The organism is Rhodanobacter sp. C03 (assembly GCF_002001175.1).
GTDB lineage: Bacteria > Pseudomonadota > Gammaproteobacteria > Xanthomonadales > Rhodanobacteraceae > Rhodanobacter.
This window is the reverse complement of the sequence record NZ_MUNT01000005.1, coordinates 164,917-181,318: the sequence shown is the minus strand read 5'-3', so window position 1 is coordinate 181,318 and position 16,402 is coordinate 164,917. Positions and strand designations below refer to the sequence as shown.

General features: G+C 63.3%; 17 protein-coding genes and 1 pseudogene. 13 read left to right on the top strand and 5 right to left on the bottom strand.

Going from position 1 to position 16,402, the window contains the following annotated elements:
* Positions 1-40 precede the first annotated feature (40 nt).
* Both B0E48_RS07620 and epmB read right to left on the bottom strand, forming a co-directional pair.
* Positions 41-2,083 carry a bifunctional diguanylate cyclase/phosphodiesterase gene (locus B0E48_RS07620; protein ID WP_077517510.1) on the bottom strand — a complete coding sequence of 681 codons (2,043 nt, stop codon included), beginning with the start codon at positions 2,081-2,083 and terminating at the stop codon, positions 41-43.
* A 134-nt stretch (positions 2,084-2,217) separates the two neighbouring features.
* Positions 2,218-3,228: an EF-P beta-lysylation protein EpmB gene (gene epmB, locus B0E48_RS07615; RefSeq protein WP_077517508.1), complete on the bottom strand. Its 1,011-nt coding sequence runs from the start codon at positions 3,226-3,228 to the stop codon at positions 2,218-2,220.
* 89 nt (positions 3,229-3,317) lie between these two features.
* On the opposite strand from epmB, the gene efp reads away from it, so the two are divergent.
* From efp to B0E48_RS07575, 8 genes are all read left to right on the top strand, one after another.
* The gene (gene efp, locus B0E48_RS07610) at positions 3,318-3,896 is read left to right on the top strand and encodes an elongation factor P (RefSeq protein ID WP_077517506.1); all 579 of its coding nucleotides are present in this window, start codon (positions 3,318-3,320) and stop codon (positions 3,894-3,896) included.
* 167 nt (positions 3,897-4,063) lie between these two features.
* The gene (locus tag B0E48_RS07605; protein WP_077517505.1) at positions 4,064-5,395 is read left to right on the top strand and encodes a TRZ/ATZ family hydrolase; all 1,332 of its coding nucleotides are present in this window, start codon (positions 4,064-4,066) and stop codon (positions 5,393-5,395) included.
* A gap of 12 nt (positions 5,396-5,407) precedes the next feature.
* Entirely contained in the window at positions 5,408-5,662 is a 255-nt protein-coding gene (locus tag B0E48_RS07600) for a YciI family protein (protein ID WP_077517503.1), read from the top strand.
* Positions 5,663-5,690: 28 nt separating this feature from the next.
* Positions 5,691-6,398, top strand: coding sequence for a bifunctional 2-polyprenyl-6-hydroxyphenol methylase/3-demethylubiquinol 3-O-methyltransferase UbiG (ubiG, locus tag B0E48_RS07595; RefSeq protein WP_077517501.1), 708 nt, complete (start codon positions 5,691-5,693; stop codon positions 6,396-6,398).
* A complete protein-coding gene (gph, locus tag B0E48_RS07590; protein WP_077517499.1) occupies positions 6,395-7,075 on the top strand; it encodes a phosphoglycolate phosphatase in 681 nt (226 codons plus the stop codon). The genes ubiG and gph overlap by 4 nt, the downstream gene beginning before the upstream one ends.
* Positions 7,072-7,926 carry a phytoene synthase gene (locus B0E48_RS07585; protein WP_077517498.1) on the top strand — a complete coding sequence of 285 codons (855 nt, stop codon included), beginning with the start codon at positions 7,072-7,074 and terminating at the stop codon, positions 7,924-7,926. Before gph ends, B0E48_RS07585 begins: the two co-directional genes overlap by 4 nt.
* A gap of 108 nt (positions 7,927-8,034) precedes the next feature.
* Positions 8,035-8,982 carry a GTP cyclohydrolase FolE2 gene (folE2, locus tag B0E48_RS07580; RefSeq protein ID WP_077517496.1) on the top strand — a complete coding sequence of 316 codons (948 nt, stop codon included), beginning with the start codon at positions 8,035-8,037 and terminating at the stop codon, positions 8,980-8,982.
* 29 nt (positions 8,983-9,011) lie between these two features.
* Complete coding sequence (locus B0E48_RS07575) at positions 9,012-9,596, top strand: DUF1294 domain-containing protein (RefSeq protein WP_077517494.1); 585 nt, start codon at positions 9,012-9,014, stop codon at positions 9,594-9,596.
* Positions 9,597-9,651: 55 nt separating this feature from the next.
* Here B0E48_RS07575 and yidD read toward each other — a convergent pair.
* Positions 9,652-9,888, bottom strand: a pseudogene (yidD, locus tag B0E48_RS07570) (membrane protein insertion efficiency factor YidD); the annotation flags it as partial.
* 121 nt (positions 9,889-10,009) lie between these two features.
* On the opposite strand from yidD, the gene dksA reads away from it, so the two are divergent.
* Positions 10,010-11,206, top strand: coding sequence for an RNA polymerase-binding protein DksA (dksA, locus tag B0E48_RS17760; RefSeq protein WP_168170313.1), 1,197 nt, complete (start codon positions 10,010-10,012; stop codon positions 11,204-11,206).
* Between the two features lie 90 nt (positions 11,207-11,296).
* Here the strand turns inward: dksA and B0E48_RS07560 are convergent, their stop codons facing one another.
* Both B0E48_RS07560 and cysS read right to left on the bottom strand, forming a co-directional pair.
* The gene (locus B0E48_RS07560) at positions 11,297-11,728 is read right to left on the bottom strand and encodes a SufE family protein (protein WP_077517490.1); all 432 of its coding nucleotides are present in this window, start codon (positions 11,726-11,728) and stop codon (positions 11,297-11,299) included.
* A gap of 56 nt (positions 11,729-11,784) precedes the next feature.
* On the bottom strand, positions 11,785-13,158 hold the full coding sequence (cysS, locus tag B0E48_RS07555) for a cysteine--tRNA ligase (RefSeq protein WP_077517488.1): 1,374 nt from the start codon (positions 13,156-13,158) through the stop codon (positions 11,785-11,787).
* A 178-nt stretch (positions 13,159-13,336) separates the two neighbouring features.
* Between cysS and B0E48_RS07550 the strand changes: the two genes are divergently transcribed.
* From B0E48_RS07550 to B0E48_RS07535, 4 genes are all read left to right on the top strand, one after another.
* Complete coding sequence (locus B0E48_RS07550; protein ID WP_077517486.1) at positions 13,337-13,891, top strand: glycine zipper 2TM domain-containing protein; 555 nt, start codon at positions 13,337-13,339, stop codon at positions 13,889-13,891.
* Between the two features lie 357 nt (positions 13,892-14,248).
* Positions 14,249-15,256, top strand: a complete 1,008-nt coding sequence (locus tag B0E48_RS07545; RefSeq protein WP_077517484.1) for an N-acetylornithine carbamoyltransferase — start codon at positions 14,249-14,251, stop codon at positions 15,254-15,256.
* A gap of 19 nt (positions 15,257-15,275) precedes the next feature.
* Entirely contained in the window at positions 15,276-15,902 is a 627-nt protein-coding gene (locus tag B0E48_RS07540) for an FMN-binding negative transcriptional regulator (RefSeq protein ID WP_077517482.1), read from the top strand.
* A complete protein-coding gene (locus B0E48_RS07535; RefSeq protein WP_077517480.1) occupies positions 15,899-16,378 on the top strand; it encodes an OsmC family protein in 480 nt (159 codons plus the stop codon). Before B0E48_RS07540 ends, B0E48_RS07535 begins: the two co-directional genes overlap by 4 nt.
* The last annotated feature ends 24 nt before the right edge of the window (positions 16,379-16,402 follow it).

The following is a 16,402-nucleotide window of genomic DNA, read 5'->3' as shown; positions in this document are numbered from 1 at the left end:
ATGCCGGCCTGTCGGCAATGAGGTTAAACAGGTCCGCTGTTTATTCCAGCGGTTGCGGCGGCTGCAGGAAGTTGCCCTGCACGAAGTCCACGCCGCAGGCGAACAGCAGCGACGTGCTGGTAGCGTCCTCGACCCATTCGGCGATGGTCTGGCGCTTCAGTTCGCGCGCCTGCTGGCAGATCTCGGCGACCTTCTTCTGGCTTTCCGGATGCCGTGGGAGTTCGGCCATGTAGCTGCGGTCGATCTTCAGGTAGTCGGCGTCGATGTGGGTGAGCATCTGGAACGAGTTCAGGCCCGAGCCGAACTGCTCGAGTGCGAAACGACCACCCAGCTTCTTCCAGCCCTTGACGAACTCCTGTGCCGGACGCAGCAGAGTCATCACCTTGCTCTCGGTCATCTCCAGCACGAGCTGGCCGTGCTTGAGTGCTGCCTGCTTGAGTCGCCCGTCCAGCCATGGCAGCAGGGTGTCGTCCTGCAGCGAGGCGGCGGTGAGCTTGATGAAGAACGTGGTCGGCTGGCCCTGACTTTCGCGTGCCTGCAGCGCACTGATGGCACGGTCGAGTACCCAGCGGTCGATCGCACCAGTGAGGTTGTGTTTTTCGGCGATCGGCATGAAGAAGCCAGGCAGCACTTCGCCTTGCGGACCATTCATGCGCAGCAGAATTTCCGAGTATTCGCCCTCGGCATCCTGCAGGCTGATGGTCTGCTGGTGATAGAGCACGAAGTCGTCCTGGGTCAGGCCCTTCTGCAGCAGGTCAAGCCAGTAGCGGTCGCGTTCCTCGTCGGCCTTTTCGCGCGCGGCCGGGTCGTGCAGTTCCACCTTGCTGCCGCCGAGGCTTTGTGCGGTGCGCAAGGCATGGCTGGCCTGGTTGAGCAGCGTTTCGGCATTCGCATTCTTTTCGCCCAGCATGCTGCCACCGATGCTGGCGGTGACGGTGATCGAGCGCGCGCCGGCATCAAAGATATCGCTGCTGATGCTGTGCTGAAGTTTGGTGATCCATTCCCTGATCGTTTCATCAGGTCGTGAATCCAGCGCCACGCCGAAGGTGTGCTCGGCGAGCATGCCGGCGATATCGTCGGTGCCCAGCAGCATGCGGATGCGGCCGGCAAAGGCGGCCAGCAGCTCATCAGCCTTGCTCAGGCCAATGCCGGCGACCAGTGACGCCCAGTTATCGGGTTCGATCAACAACAGGGACTGACCATTCTTGCCCTTGGCTGCCGCGGTCACCGCGTCATCGATACAGACCAGCATATGTGAGCGGTTGTACAGCCCGGTGACTGGATCTCGCTGAAGCTGTTCCAGCACGGCGGGGTCGATCATCTGTCTGCGGAACACGATCTGCAGGCAACGCTCGCCTTCGAAGGTAGCTGGGGCAAATTCCACCGTGGCATCAAAGCGGCTGTCGTCGGCACGACGCGCACGCAGCGTGAGCTGGGCGGGGAACTTGCCTTGATGGGCCTGCCCCTTGAGGAGGGCCTTCATCTCATCGGCATTGGCTGCATCGATCATGTCCAGCAACGGCAGTCCCAGCAGGTCGTCGAAACTCTCGTAGCCGAAGGTTTCCAGGTAGGCGTGGTTGGCGCGCACATGCATGCCTTCATGGACATAGGCAATCGCATCGGTGGAGGAGTCGAGCAAGGCATCGCAGCGCCGTTCCGTCTCGCGCAGCGCCGTGTGCAGCCAGCGCACCTGGCGGCGAGTCTGCAACGATTCGAATTCACGCTGCAGCACCGCAACCAGCTGCTTCGGCTGGCTGCGTGCGGCGACGCCGCGGGCACCATGCACGAACAGGTCCGCCACGCTCTGGTTGTCGATGGTCTGGACGAGGCCCAGCAGGGCGTAGTCACGGCCGTAGGCCTCGAGCACCATCACCACTTCGTCGATGGTGATGGTGGTGACCGCCGGATCGAACATCACAATGTCAGGCTCCAGTTCGTTCACTGCTGCCCGCAGTTGTTCGACCTGGGTGGCGCGTGCCGGCCGTACCGCGATACCGGTATTGCGCAGCAGGCTGATGATCTGTTCCGCCTCCTCGAGCGAGCTTTCGACGAAGAGAATCTTGATGACGTAATCTTTTTTCATGGGGCGTTGAGCTGTCCGTTGATCACCGCGGGCTGGGCGAAGCGACCTGCAGGGGCGTTCACCATCGATGTTTGTAACGGATTCCGTCAGTGGCCGCCAGCGGAAAGCCGCATAACAGTGACCATTGACCTAGTTCACAGTGGCCGCTTGGAGGCATCCCCGCGCATTTCGCGCACCAGCCGAGGCACCAGATAGCCTGGCAATCGCGCGCGCAATGCGTCCATCAGCGCCAGCGCGCGGGCGTCATCCACCTCGAAATGAGCTGTGCCTTGTACCCGGTCGAGCTGATGCAGGTAGTAGGGCAGCACGCCGCCCGCAAACAGCCGTTCGGACAAATCGACCAATGCACCGGCATTGTCATTGACTCCACGCAGCAGCACCGACTGGTTGAGCAGGCTGGCGCCGGCATCACGCAGACGGGCGCAGGCGGCATCGACACTGGCATCCAGTTCATTGGCGTGATTGACATGCAGCACCACCACTTTCTGCAGTGGCAGCGCGGCCAGCCACGCGACGAAGGCGTCGTCGATCCGCTCGGGCAGCACCACCGGCAGGCGTGTATGGATGCGCAGGCGGATCACTTGGGGCAGATCGGCCAGGCCGCGGGTCAGCTCCTCGAGTTTGTGCGTGGCCAACGCCAGTGGATCACCGCCGGACAGGATCAGTTCGCGGATCGACGGGTCGGCCCTTACATGGGCCAGGGCATCGCGCCACTGCGATGCGGCGGCGATTTCCTCGCCGTAGGGGAAATGCCGGCGGAAACAATAGCGGCAGTTCACCGCACAGCTGCCGCTGGCGATCAGCAGCGCGCGACCGTCGTATTTGTGCAGGATGCCGTGCCCGGCCTTGGACGCCAGGTCACCCACCGCGTCCATCGTGAAACCTTCGACCTGGTCGTGCTCGGCCCGCTGCGGAAGCACCTGCAGCAGCAGCGGATCGGTCGGGTCGTTATGGCGCATTCGTGCGACAAATCCACGCGGAACCCGCAAAGCGAAGCCAGCATCGTCGGTCGGCAGCAGATCGGTGCGGTCACCCAAGCCCACCGCCTGCAGCAGCTCGCCGGCATCGGTGATGGCATCCCGCCATAGCTCGCGCCAGCCGGGAGCAGGCGACGATAGGCGGGAATGGGGGCTTGCGGTTATCATGATGGGCCTTGGAGCGGGCGCTGAAGCCCGTGACAGATATCCATTTTAGCCGCCCTCTTGGGCGAAATTGACTCCGGAGCAGATAGCGCATGGCGACCCTTGGCCTCAATGACGTCAAAACGGGTAAGAAGATCCTTCATAACGGTGATCCGTGGCTCATCACCGAAGCGGACTTCGTCAAGCCGGGCAAGGGCCAGGCGTTCACCCGCATCCGCATCCGCAACCTGAAGGACGGCCGCACCACCGAGCAGACGCTGAAGTCCAGCGACTCCTTCGAGGAAGCCGATGCCACCGATACCGACATGCAGCTTTCGTTTATCGACGGCATCGGCAAGGATCGCGTCTGGCACTTCATGAACATGGAGACGTTCGAGATGGTGCCGGCTTCCCTGGCGGCCATGGGCGACACGTGGAAGTGGCTCAAGGGTGAGGAAGAGTGCGTGGTCACACTGTTCAATGGCGGGATCATCGCCGTGCAGGCGCCGAAGTTCGTCGAGTTGAAGATCACCGAGACCGATCCGGGCGTACGCGGCGATACCTCGGGTGGCGGTGGCAAGCCGGCCACGCTGGAGACCGGTGCCGTGGTGCGCGTGCCGCTGTTCGTCAATCAGGACGAAATCATCAAGGTCGATACCCGCACCGGCGATTACGACAGCCGCGTGAAATGACGAGTCTGGCGCGCGAGCTTCGCTCGCACGTTTGCCAGCGGTCATCCTGGTGAAACCGGAATGACGAACCAAAGCATGGGGCGGCCACCGCAAGGTACCGCCCCATGACGTATACAAACCGGCCGTATACGAACTGGTCGTACCCAAACTGACAGAGCGAGTTGATGATGAGTCCGACGACACCGCAGCCAGTCGACCTGATGATCGAGGCCCGCTGGGTGGTGCCGGTCGAGCCGCACGCCGTCGTGCTGGAGGACCACGCCGTGGTGGTGCAGGGCGATCGCATCGTCGCGCTGCTGCCGATTGCCGAGGCACGCGCCGCCTACGTACCGCGCGAGCGGATTGAGTTGGGTGAGCACGCGCTGATCCCGGGTCTGGTCAATGCGCATACGCACAACCCGATGACCCTGCTGCGCGGCTTGGCCGATGACCTGCCGCTGATGGTGTGGCTGCAGCAGCACATCTGGCCGGCCGAGGCGAAGGTGATCGGGCCGGAGTTCGTGCGTGACGGCGTCGAGCTGGCGGTGGCCGAGATGCTGCGCGGTGGCACCACCTGCGCCAACGAGAACTATTTCTTCCCCGACGTGATCGGCGCCACCTACCGCAAGCTCGGCTTCCGTGCCGTGGTCGGTTTGCCGGTGATCGAGTTTCCCACGGCATGGGCCAGGAGTCAGGACGAATACTTCGAGCGGGCAGGCGAAGTGCACGACAGCTTCCGCGGCGATGGCCTGGTCAGCACCGCGTTCGCGCCGCATGCGCCGTATACGGTTTCGGACGAGAGCTTTGAGCGCATCCGCATGCTGGCCGACCAGCTCGATATTCCGGTGCACCTGCATACGCATGAGACCGCGCATGAGGTCGAGGAAGAAAAGAAGAAGAGCGGATTGCGTCCGTTCCAGCGCCTGCAGAAACTCGGCCTGGTCAACGACCGTCTGATTGCGGTGCACATGACCCAGCTGACCGACGGCGAGATCGCCGCCTGTGCCGAGGCCGGCGTGTCGGTGGTGCATTGCCCGGAATCGAATCTGAAGCTGGCCTCCGGTTTCTGCCCGGCGGAAAAGCTGCGTCAGGCCGGCGTCAATGTGGCGCTTGGCACCGATGGCTGTGCGTCGAACAACGATCTGGACATGTTCGGCGAGATGCGTACCGCCGCGCTGCTGGCGAAAGCCGTGGCCGGTGACGCGGCAGCGTTCGATGCGGCGTTTGCGTTGCGTGCCGCAACGTTCAACGGCGCGAAGGCGATCGGGCTGGAAGCGAAGATCGGCTCGATCGAGATCGGCAAGCAGGCCGACTTCGCGGCCGTGCGGCTGAGCGATCTGGAAACCCAGCCGATGTTTCATGTCATCTCGCAGCTGGTTTACGCCACGGGTCGCCATCAGGTCAGCGACGTGTGGATCGCCGGCAAGCGCAAGCTGGCCGAGCGCGTGCTGATCGACATGGACACCGACGCCATCCTTGCTCGGACCCGCGCCTGGCGCGAACGCATCGTCGCGGGCTGATCCGGAGAACTCGTGAACCGCTATCTCGTCATCCTGCTGCGCAAGCCGCATGTCGACCCGACCGTGGTATCGGCGCACCGAGATTTTCTTGCCGAACTGCGCGCCCAGGGTCGCAATGCAATGAACGGGCCGTTCGGTGACGGATCCGGTGGTGCGTATCTGCTGCGCGCGAACGATCTGGACGAGGCGATCGCCATCGTGCAGCGCGATCCGGCGTCGATCAGTGGCGGTTGGGAGATCACCGTCCGCGAATGGCAGGCCAGTTAGGCTGTCGGCACTTCTTGAGTACATAACCATGTCACAGACCGCCAATGTCAGTCCCGAGGAAATCGCCCGTTTCGACCAGCTGGCTGCGCGCTGGTGGGATCCGGACGGTGAATCGCGTCCGCTGCACGACCTCAATCCAGTGCGTGCGGCTTATATCGCAGCTCGCGTCGATCTGCGTAGCGCCCGCGTGGCCGATGTCGGTTGCGGCGGCGGCCTGTTGAGCGAGGCGCTGGCGCGCGCTGGCGCGAAGGTCACCGGCATCGACCTGGGGCAGAAGGTGATCGACGTGGCCCGCTTGCACCTGCACGAGTCGAATCTCAACGTGGACTACCGCGTGCAATCCTCGGCGGATCTGGCTGCTGCCGAACCGGCGAGCTTCGACGCGGTGTGTTGCATGGAGCTGATCGAGCACGTGCCTGACCCGGTGGCGCTGGTGCATGATCTGGCGGCCATGTTGAAGCCCGGCGGCCGGCTATTCATGTCCACTCTGAATCGCACGCCGGCTGCATTCGGCGCAGCCATCCTCGGTGCCGAATACGTCATGCGCATGCTGCCGCGTGGCACCCATCACTACGCACAATTCCTGAAGCCGTCCGAACTCGGTCGGCTGCTGCGGCAGGCCGGGCTGGAGCTGGAGGACGTCTCTGGCCTCGGCTACAACCCGTTGCAGCGCAAGGCGTGGCTCAGCCGCTTCACTGCGGTCAATTACCTGCTCAGTGCATACAAGCCAGCATGAAGTCGGTACCAAAGAATATCCAGGGCGTGCTGTTCGATCTGGATGGCACCTTGCTCGATAGCGCGCCGGATCTTTATGCGGCGCTGGTCGCGCAGTGCGTGGAAGAGGGTGTGCCACCGCCACCGTATGCACCGGTGCGCGAGGTGGTTTCGCGCGGCGCGCGGGCGGTTCTGCGCTGCGCGTTTGCCGAACGTGGCGAGCCCGCGCTGGAGCTGCTGATGCCGCGCTATCTGGAGTTGTACCAGCAGGTGATGGCGCAGCAGACCAGCGCGTTCGATGGCATCGACGACTTGCTCGCACGCATCGAAGCGCAAGGCCTGCGCTGGGGCATCGTCACCAACAAGGCGGCGTTTCTCACCGACGAGCTGGTCAGCCGTATCGGTTGGGCCAACCGCGCCAGCGCCGTGGTGTCCGGCGATACGCTGCCGGTGAAGAAGCCCGACCCCGCGCCGGTGTTGCTGGCTTGCGAACGCGCCGGCGTGGAACCGGCACGTTGCCTGTTCGTCGGCGACGACCGCCGCGACATCCAGGCCGGTGCGGCCGCCGGCTTGTATACGGTCGCCGTGAGCTGGGGTTATCTCGACGGTGGCGATCCGCATACCTGGGGTGCCGACGCGGTGCTCGATCATCCGGCCGAGCTGGCCGATCTGCTGCAACTGCAACCGGTCGCCGCATGATCGAGCTGGTCGAACAAAGCGCTGTACTGCAAGGCTTCATCGACAAGTGGCTGGCGGTGCAGCCGCAGCAGCGCATCGCGCTGGTATTCGTCGATGGCCGGCGCTATCCCGGACACGTCGCGCTGGCCGCGCTGGAGCAAGAGCTGCTCGGCGCCGCCTACGGCATCCGCGAACCGCAGGTGGCGGTAGCCAAACTCAACTGGTGGGCCGAGGAGCTGAGTGGCGCAGCGGCCAGCGGCGGACGCCATCCGTTGACCCAGGTGCTGTTCGACGACGAACGTGCGCACGCCATCGCCAGCGATCTCTGGCTGGCGCCGGTGCTGGCCGCGATGGCCCAGCTGGAACAGGGCACCGCCGCGGATTTCCCCGCCCAGCTCGCTGCCGCGATGCCACTGCATGGTGCGCTGGCCACACTGGAAACCGCCTGGTGGTACGGCAACGAGGCGTCACCGGTGCGGGCAGCGCGGGTCGCCACGCTCAATCACCTGCTGTACGCGCTGCTGCGACTGGAGCAGGATGCCGAGCGCGACCGTCTGCCGCTGCCGATGGCGCGGCTGGCGCGGCACAGCCTGAGTCGCACGCAACTGCGCGCCCCCAGTCAAGCGCGGCAACAGGCGGTCAAGGCACAACTGGACGATCTGCTGGTCAGCTGGCGCGACTCGGCTACCCTGGCCGGGCCGCTCAGCGTCTTTCGCGCGCTGGAATCGCGGCATGGCAACCAATTGGCACGGCGCGCGGCACTCACTGACGATGCACTGGCCGTGTTGCAGACGGGACAGCCGCGCACCGGGTTGGCTACCACGTTGCAGGCGTGGCAGGCTGCCCGTGCATGGCGCCGGCAGGTGGTGTAATTCGTCTCAAGACGCAGCGTTTCCGCCACGCCACTATTGCGCGGTAGCCTAGCTGCCCCAAGATTGTCTGCTTCGCGGCGACATGTTCGCCGATGTCAGGATCCAACGATGCCAAACCAGGAAAATACCGCTCGCCTGCTCCCCGACGTTGCCGTGCACGCGCAGCCGCATCTTGCCGGCGCGCTGGACTGGGTCGGCATGGCCGATATCCAGGTGCCGGTGCTGTTCGATGCGGGCGATGGTGAGGTGCAGCGGGCCAGCGCGCGGGTCGGTGCCTTCGTCAATCTGAACCGGCCGGACAAGCGCGGCATCCACATGTCACGGCTGTATCTGCAGGTCGAACAGGCGCTGAGCACGCAAGTGCTCACGGCCGATTCACTGCACGCGCTGCTGCGCGGCTTCCTCGATTCGCACAAGGATCTGTCCGATCGCGCCTGTCTCAGCATCCATTTCGAGCAACTGGTGCGTCGCCCGGCCCTGCGCAGTGCCAACAGCGGCTGGCGCGCCTATCCGGTGTGCATTGAGGCGAGCCTGACTGGCGAGGAGTTCCTGCTCGAATTCGGTACCGAAGTGGTTTATTCCTCCACCTGTCCCGCCTCGGCCGCGTTGTCGCGCCAGCTGATCCAGGACCAGTTCGCCAACGACTTTGTTGCTGGCAAGCCGGTCGACCATGCCGCCGTGCTGGCGTGGCTCGGCAGCGAGCACGGCATCGTCGCCACGCCGCACGCCCAGCGCAGCGTGGCGCGTCTGCGCACGCGTCCCGTCGCGGGCGCTGCCTTTCATCTGATCGGTCTGATCGATCGCGTCGAACATGCACTCGGCACGCCGGTGCAGACGGCGGTGAAGCGCGAGGACGAACAGGCCTTCGCGCTAGCCAACGGCGGCAACCTGATGTTCTGCGAGGATGCAGCCCGGCGTATCCAGAAAGCGCTCGATGCGGACGCTGCTCTGAGCGATTTCCATATCCGCGTCGAACACCAGGAAAGCCTGCACCCGCACGACGCAGTGGCGTACGCCAGCAAGGGTGTGGAAGGCGGCTACGGCTCTTCCGTATAGTTCGAATTGATCGGACTTTCGGGGGCTTTATGCGGCAGCAAGGGAGAGTCGTCGAATGGGACGACTCGCGTGGTTACGGCTTTGTCGTCACGCACGGTACGGAGCAGCGCATCTTTCTGCATATCAAGCATTTCGCGACGAACCGCCTGCATCGGCCCAAAGTCGGCGACATCCTCACTTATGCGCTGAAGCCGGATGATCGCGGGAGACTCGTGGCTGGCGTGGTGGCCTTTGCCAGGATGAGAAAGTCGCGTTCCGCGATATCAACGAGTTCACGCATGGGATTTGCCGAGGTCGCGCTGGTGGCGTTCGGCTTGCTGCTGGCATGGGCAGTATGGAGGGTCACGTTGCCGTGGTTCGTGATCGCGGGCTACATCCTGCTCAGCTGTGTGACCTTCCTGGTCTATCGTCACGACAAGCAGGCAGCAGCGGCAGGTCGCTGGCGAACACCGGAAAACACTTTGCAGGTACTGGCTTTGCTTGGGGGTTGGCCCGGAGCGTGGCTGGCACAAAAGCATCTTCGGCATAAATCCAGCAAGACCAGTTTTCAGCTGATCTTCTGGTTGGCGACTGCGCTCAATCTGGTCGGCGTGGCTTGGATGAGTCGGCAATAGGCGCAGTTTCTGCGATAGACGATACGGGGTGGACTTGGTTCGAATGTCCGTGAGGGCGGCAGCGGGGGAAATGGAAATGCTCGGGTACCGGATCTTCACCGCCGACACACAGCGGCTGGCAGCGCAGCAACCGCCAGCCGCTCAGCAGGCTGCCGCGCCACGGGCCGAAGCGCGTGACCGCAATCCGTGCATAATCAGAGCAACTGGGGTGGAAGCGGCAGTGTTGCCCAAGCAACGGACTCAGCCAGCGCTTGTACAAATGCAGCAACCACAGTATCAAGCGGGTTGGGATATTCACGTTACCGGGACGACTTGCGGCGTGTAGTGGTACAAGTATTCCAGATGCAAGCTTGCTGGTGTAGGACACATGGGCTATAACACCCGGCCGTCACGGCCAAAAACGGTGAAGGGATATGGCGAAAACGACGCGTAGTTCGACCGCCGCCAAGGCGCAGAAGAAGACTTCGATCAAGGCGCATAATGCCAAGGCCGGCAAGTCGAATGTGGCTGCCGCAAAGGGACAGGCCGTGAAGAGCACCAGCAAGACATCAGCAAAAGCAACCAAGGCAACCCGCACCGTGGCCAAACCAGCTGGCAAGGCCACAGCGAAGCCGGTGGCAGCGAAGAAGCCGGCTGCGAAGCCGGTGGCCAAGAAAGCCGTCGCCAAGCCGCAGCCGAAGAAGGCCAGCCAGGTCAAAAAGCCTGCTGCCAAGAAGGCCGCAGTGAAAAAAGTCGCCGTCAAGAAGCCTGCGCCAAAGAAGGTTGCCGTCAAGAACGCCAAGGTCAAGAGCAGCGCGGTCAGCAAGAAGACCGCAAAGCCCGCAGCCAAACCGGTGGCCAGGAAGGCAGTCGCTCCGGTCAAACCGGTGCTGACGCATGCCGCGAAAGCGGCAGCCAAACCGGTCCACAAGCCCGCTGCACCGGCCAAAGTCACGGCCAAGCCGGTTGCCAAGCCGGCACCGACGCCAGTTCATGTTGTCAAAAGCGTATCCCCGGCACCCGCCAGCACCCTGTTCAAGGGCAAGGTGGCGAGTGCCACCGCCATGGTGACGCCGCGCGCAGCTCCGGCTGCCTCGCGTCATGCCTCTCCCCAGAAAAATCAGAAAAATTCGTCGTCCTCAATGAATAGACTTGCTGCAAAAAATCTCGATAACGGTGTCACCCGGGAAGATGGGCGCTACGCGCTTCCTGCCACCACGAACGTCACCTTGCCCAAGGGCTACCACCCTTCCAGCAATGAGGAATACATGGGCCCGATGCATCTGGCCTACTTCCGCAACAAGCTGCGCGACTGGCGTGATCAGTTGGTGGAAGAGTCGCGCCAGACCATGGAAAACCTGCGCGACGAAGTACGCGATGTCGGCGACGAGGCCGAACGCGCCACCCGAGAAACCGAAAATTCGCTGGAACTGCGCACGCGCGACCGTTACCGCAAGCTGATTTCCAAGATCGACAAGGCGTTGCGCCGGATCGAGGAAGGCAGCTACGGCTACTGTGAAGAGACCGATGAGGAAATCGGCGTCGACCGTCTCGATGCGCGTCCGATCGCCACGCTGTCGCTGGATGCGCAGGAACGCCGCGAACACCTGCAGAAGCAGATGGGCGACTGAACCTTCCGGGATTCACTGGTAATGCCGAAGCCCCGCCGTCTGCGGGGCTTCGCTTTTTCCAAGTGATTGATGGCTGGCTAGAGGCGCGGATCAGGCCAGTGCCTGCGCCGCATAACCCTTCAGTTTCGCCAGCATCGCGGCCAGGCCGTTGGAGCGTGTCGGCGAGAGATGCTTGGCCAGTCCGATCGTGGCGATGAACGCCGGTTCGGTAGCGACAATCTCTTGCGCAGAGCGGTCCGAATACACCCGCAGCACCAGCGCGATCAGGCCGGAGACGATCGCGGAGTCACTGATCGCGTCGAAGTGCATTTTCGCCGCATCGCCGCTGGGCACCAGCCACACCATCGACTGGCAGCCGTGCACGCGGTGTTCTTCGGTCTTCCAGGCTTCGGGAAACGCCGGCAACTGCTTGCCGAGGTCGATCAGGTACTGGTAGCGCTCCGTCCAGTCGCCAAAGAACGCGAATTCTTCGGCGATGTCGAGTTGCGCCTGGGCGGCGCTGGGTGTGGCGATAACGTTCATGCGGACATTATCGCGCAGCGTGGAGAAAGACGCGAAAAAGCTGCCGGTGTCCTGGCTCAGCTTTTCAGCACGCTCCAGCGAGTCCCTTGCGCACCATCCTCGATCACGATATTCATGGCTGCCAGTTCGTCGCGGATCGCATCGGCGCGCTTGAAATCACGCGCGGCGCGGGCGTTGCGGCGTTCTTCCAGCAACGCATCGATGTGTGCTGCATCGATGGCCTGTGCGCCGCCGCGCTTGAACCATGCCTCCGCGTCCTGTTGCAGCAAGCCGAGCAGGGCGCCCCCGCCGAGCAGGGCGGCTTTCGTTTCGGCGGTGCCGGCCTGGCGCGCGGCATCGGCCAGCACGGCCAGTTCGGCCAGCGCCTGCGGTGTGTTGAGGTCGTCGCACAAGGCGGCTTCCAGCCGCGCCGGCACCGGTAGTGCACCGGCGGGCAGCTCGACATCAGCCAGATCTCGCAGCACGCGGTACCAGCCGTCCAGCGTGCTGATCGCCTGTGCAATGGCGCCCTCGGACCAGTCCAGTGGCTGCCGGTAGTGTCCGCGCAGCAACAGCAGGCGCAGTGCTTCCGGCGGATGCAGTTTCAGCAGTTCATGCACCAGCAGCACGTTGCCCACCGACTTGCTCATCTTGGCGCCACCGAAGGTGAGCATGCCGTTGTGCATCCACCAGCGCGCGAACACCTTGCCGCCGTGTGCGCAGGTGGATTGGGCGATCTCGTTCTCGTGATGCGGGAACTGCAGGTCGACGCCACCGGCATGGATGTCGATGGTCTCGCCCAGGTGGGCGGCGCTCATCGCCGAGCACTCGATGTGCCAGCCGGGGCGGCCGCGGCCCCACGGACTGTCCCAGCCGGGCAGTTCGGGCGTGGAGGGTTTCCACAGCACGAAGTCCGCCGGGTTCTTCTTGTAGGGGGCCACCTCGACGCGCGCGCCGGCGATCATGTCTTCGGTATCGCGTCCGGACAGCTTGCCGTAGTCGGCATAGGCGCTCACGTCGAACAGTACATGGCCCTCGGCGGCATAGGCGTGGCCGTTGCCGATCAGCGCTTCGATCATCGTGATGATCTCGCTGATATGGGCCGTGGCATGCGGCTCGATGTCCGGCGGGGCGATGCCCAGCGCCGCCATGTCTTCGCGGTAGGCCGCGGTGAAGCGTTCGGTGATGGTGCCGATCGCCACGCCCTGTCCCAGTGCGGCGGCGTTGATCTTGTCGTCCACGTCGGTGATGTTGCGTGCGTAGACCACGTGTGGGTAGTGCCGGCGCAACAGCCGCGCCAGCACGTCGAACACTACCGGGCCGCGCGCGTTGCCGATATGCACGTAGTTGTAGACCGTGGGACCGCACAAGTACATGGTCACTCGCGCCGGATCGAGCGGTGCGAACGCTTCGGTGCGACGGGTCAGGCTGTTGTAGAGCGAAATCGGCATGAAGGGAAAATCCGCAGCGTGGGCCGCGTGCCGGCAGGGCACGGTCGGCCCGGCATCTTAACAAGGTGTAAGCAGCATGGTTACGAAAGGTTAATTCTAAGCCTGTATTCAGCGTGAATTTGTTGAAATGCCATCAGTGCGTGCATAGCACGCTTGATGTTTCCGATTGGAGGTCGCAATGACCAAGTTATGGCTTTCCGCGCTGGCACTGGCCTTGATGGCCTCCGGCGTTTATGCCCAGGATGGGCGTTATCCGCCGCCGGGCCCACCACAGGGTCCGGCAGGCAATGACGACAATGCTCATTATGGCTGGGCCGACGTGCTGCGGGCGGATCCGGTGCAGGGCGTCACGCGCACGAATGTGCCGCAGCAGCAGTGCTATGACCAGCAGGTGGTGCAGCACAATCCTGGCAACAGCGCAGCCGGCACGGTACTCGGCGCGGTGATTGGCGGCGTACTCGGACACACGATCGGCAAGGGCGATGGCCGCACGGCAGCGACCGTTGGCGGTGCCGTGGTCGGTGGTGCGGTAGGTAACAGCGTGTCGAATCAGGGGGGTAACTACCAGACCACCCAGACCACCTGCAGTCAGGTCAATGCGGTCAGCGAGCAGCGCCGGATCATCGGTTATGACGTGGAATACCGCTATCGCGGCGAGGTGTACACCTCGCGACTGAATTACGACCCGGGCGAGCGCCTGCGGGTCCGCGTGAGCGTCGAGCCGGCCGACTGAGCGGCCGTTTCGATCGTTGCCTGCGTCGCCGCCTCCGGGCGGCGATCTCGTTTGGGCCGTTGATTTTTTTGTTGCATGGCAGCGAAATTGTCGCCATCATGCACGCCAACCATCTGGAACCCTGCATGTCCGCAGCCGTCTACACCGCCACCGTACTCACCAGCGCCCGCGCGGCTGCTGGCATGACATCGCGTGCGCGCCGACCGCTGTATCGACATTCGGCCGGGTAGGCTGTCGCGCGCGTTACATGTGTATCGACGATAAAACCCGGCCATGCGCCGGGTTTTTTTGTTTTGATCAAAGGCTGCCAGCCCTGTGCCAGGTTTTTTGTTTTTGGATTTTGATTTTGGAGCAGTCATGAGTCTTCGCCACTTCATCACCACCCAGGATTACAGCCGCGCCGAGATCGATGCGCTGCTGGAGCAGGCTGCAGCATTCAAACGCTCGCCACGCGGCCAGCAGCTGGCCGGCAAATCCATCGCGCTGCTGTTCTTCAACCCCTCGATGCGTACCCGCACCAGTTTCGAGCTGGGTGCGTTCCATCTGGGCGCGCACGCCATCGTGCTGTCGCCGGGCAAGGATGCATGGCCGATCGAGTTCGAGGTCGGCAGCGTGATGGATGGCGACACTGAGGAGCACATCGCCGAAGTGGCGCGGGTGCTGTCGCGTTACGTCGATCTGATCGCGGTACGTGCGTTCCCGAAATTCCAAGACTGGGCGGTGGACCGCGAGGACAAGGTGATCAAGGCGTTCGCGCAGTACGCCACGGTGCCGGTGATCAACATGGAGACGATTACCCATCCTTGCCAGGAGCTGGCCCACGCGCTGGCGATGAAGGAACACCTGGGCAATCTGCAGAACAAGAAGTACGTGCTGACCTGGACCTACCACCCGAAGCCGCTGAACACCGCGGTGGCGAACTCGGCGCTGTTGATCGCGACGAAGATGGGTATGGATGTGACCCTGCTGTGCCCGACGCCTGACTATGTGCTGGACGAGCGCTACATGGCGTTCGGCGAACAGAACGCAAAGGAGAACGGTGGCTCGTTCAAGGTCAGCCACAACATCGAAGAGGCTTATGCCGGCGCCGATGTGGTTTACGCCAAGAGCTGGGGCGCGCTGCCGTTTTTCGGTCGTTGGGAGCAGGAGAAACCGATCCGTGAGGCGCACAAGCACTTCATCGTCGACGAGGCGAAGATGGCGTTGACCAACCACGGCCTGTTCAGTCACTGCCTGCCGTTGCGCCGGAATATCAAGGCCACCGATGCGGTGATGGATTCGCCCGCTTGCATCGCCATCGACGAGGCCGAGAACCGCCTGCACGTGCAGAAGGCGGTGATGGCGTCGTTGATGGCGGGTCGCTGAGATCCTTTAGGGAAGCTCCATGTACACACCCAGTTACTTCAACGAAGCGCGGATCGAAGCTCTGCACGGGCTGATCCATGACTTTCCGTTCGCCACCGTGGTTCTCCATGCCGATGCCGGGTTGGTGGCCAATCATCTGCCGTTCGAGCTGGTTGGGAACAACCTGCTGCATGGGCATGTCGCGCGCGGCAACGAGTTGCGGCACGCGGACGGCGCCGAAGTACTGCTGATCTTTCGCGGACCGGACGGCTATATCAGCCCGAACTGGTATCCGAGCAAGCACGAGACGGGCCGTGAAGTGCCGACCTGGAACTACGCGGTAGTGCATGTGCATGGCCGGCTGCGCGTGGTCGAGGATGCAGTCTGGCTGCGCAAGCTGCTGGAGACGTTGACCGATCGGCATGAGGCGGGATTGCCGGCACCGTGGAAGGTATCGGACGCGCCGGCCGATCATATCGAGAAGTCGTTGCACGGCATCGTCGGTCTGGAGATCGCGATCGAACGCATCGAAGGCAAGTTCAAGTTGAGCCAGAACCATCCCGAAGCCAATCGCCTCGGTGTGATCCACGGTTTGCGGCAGCGCGATGGCGATGGCGACGCGGAACTGGCCGACCTGATGGCCGAACAAGAGGAATCTCGATCGTGAGCAGCGGACATCAGCACCACTATCGCGTGGACGTGGAATGGACGGGCAACCTCGGCAGCGGCACGGATGGCTATCGCAATTACAGCCGTGACCACGCGATCCGTATCGCGGGCAAGCCGACTCTTGCCGGTTCGTCCGATCCCACGTTCCGCGGTGACGCCGCCAGGCACAACCCGGAAGACATGCTGGTAACCGCGCTGTCCACCTGCCACATGCTGTCGTACCTGCATATGGCCACGGTGGCGGGCGTGGTGGTGACGGCCTATAGCGACGTCGCCGAAGGCACGATGGCGACCGAAGGCGATGGCGGTCGCTTCGTCGAGGTCGTGTTGCACCCCATGGTGACCATCACTGCCGCGAGCGATCCGGTCAAGGCGGCGGCTGCACATGAGGCTGCCCACCACGCCTGCTTCATCGCCAATTCCGTGAATTTTCCGGTGCGCTGTGAGCCGCGCATCATCGTTGAATCCGTCTGACCGTTTTTATTTTCAGGATCTGCA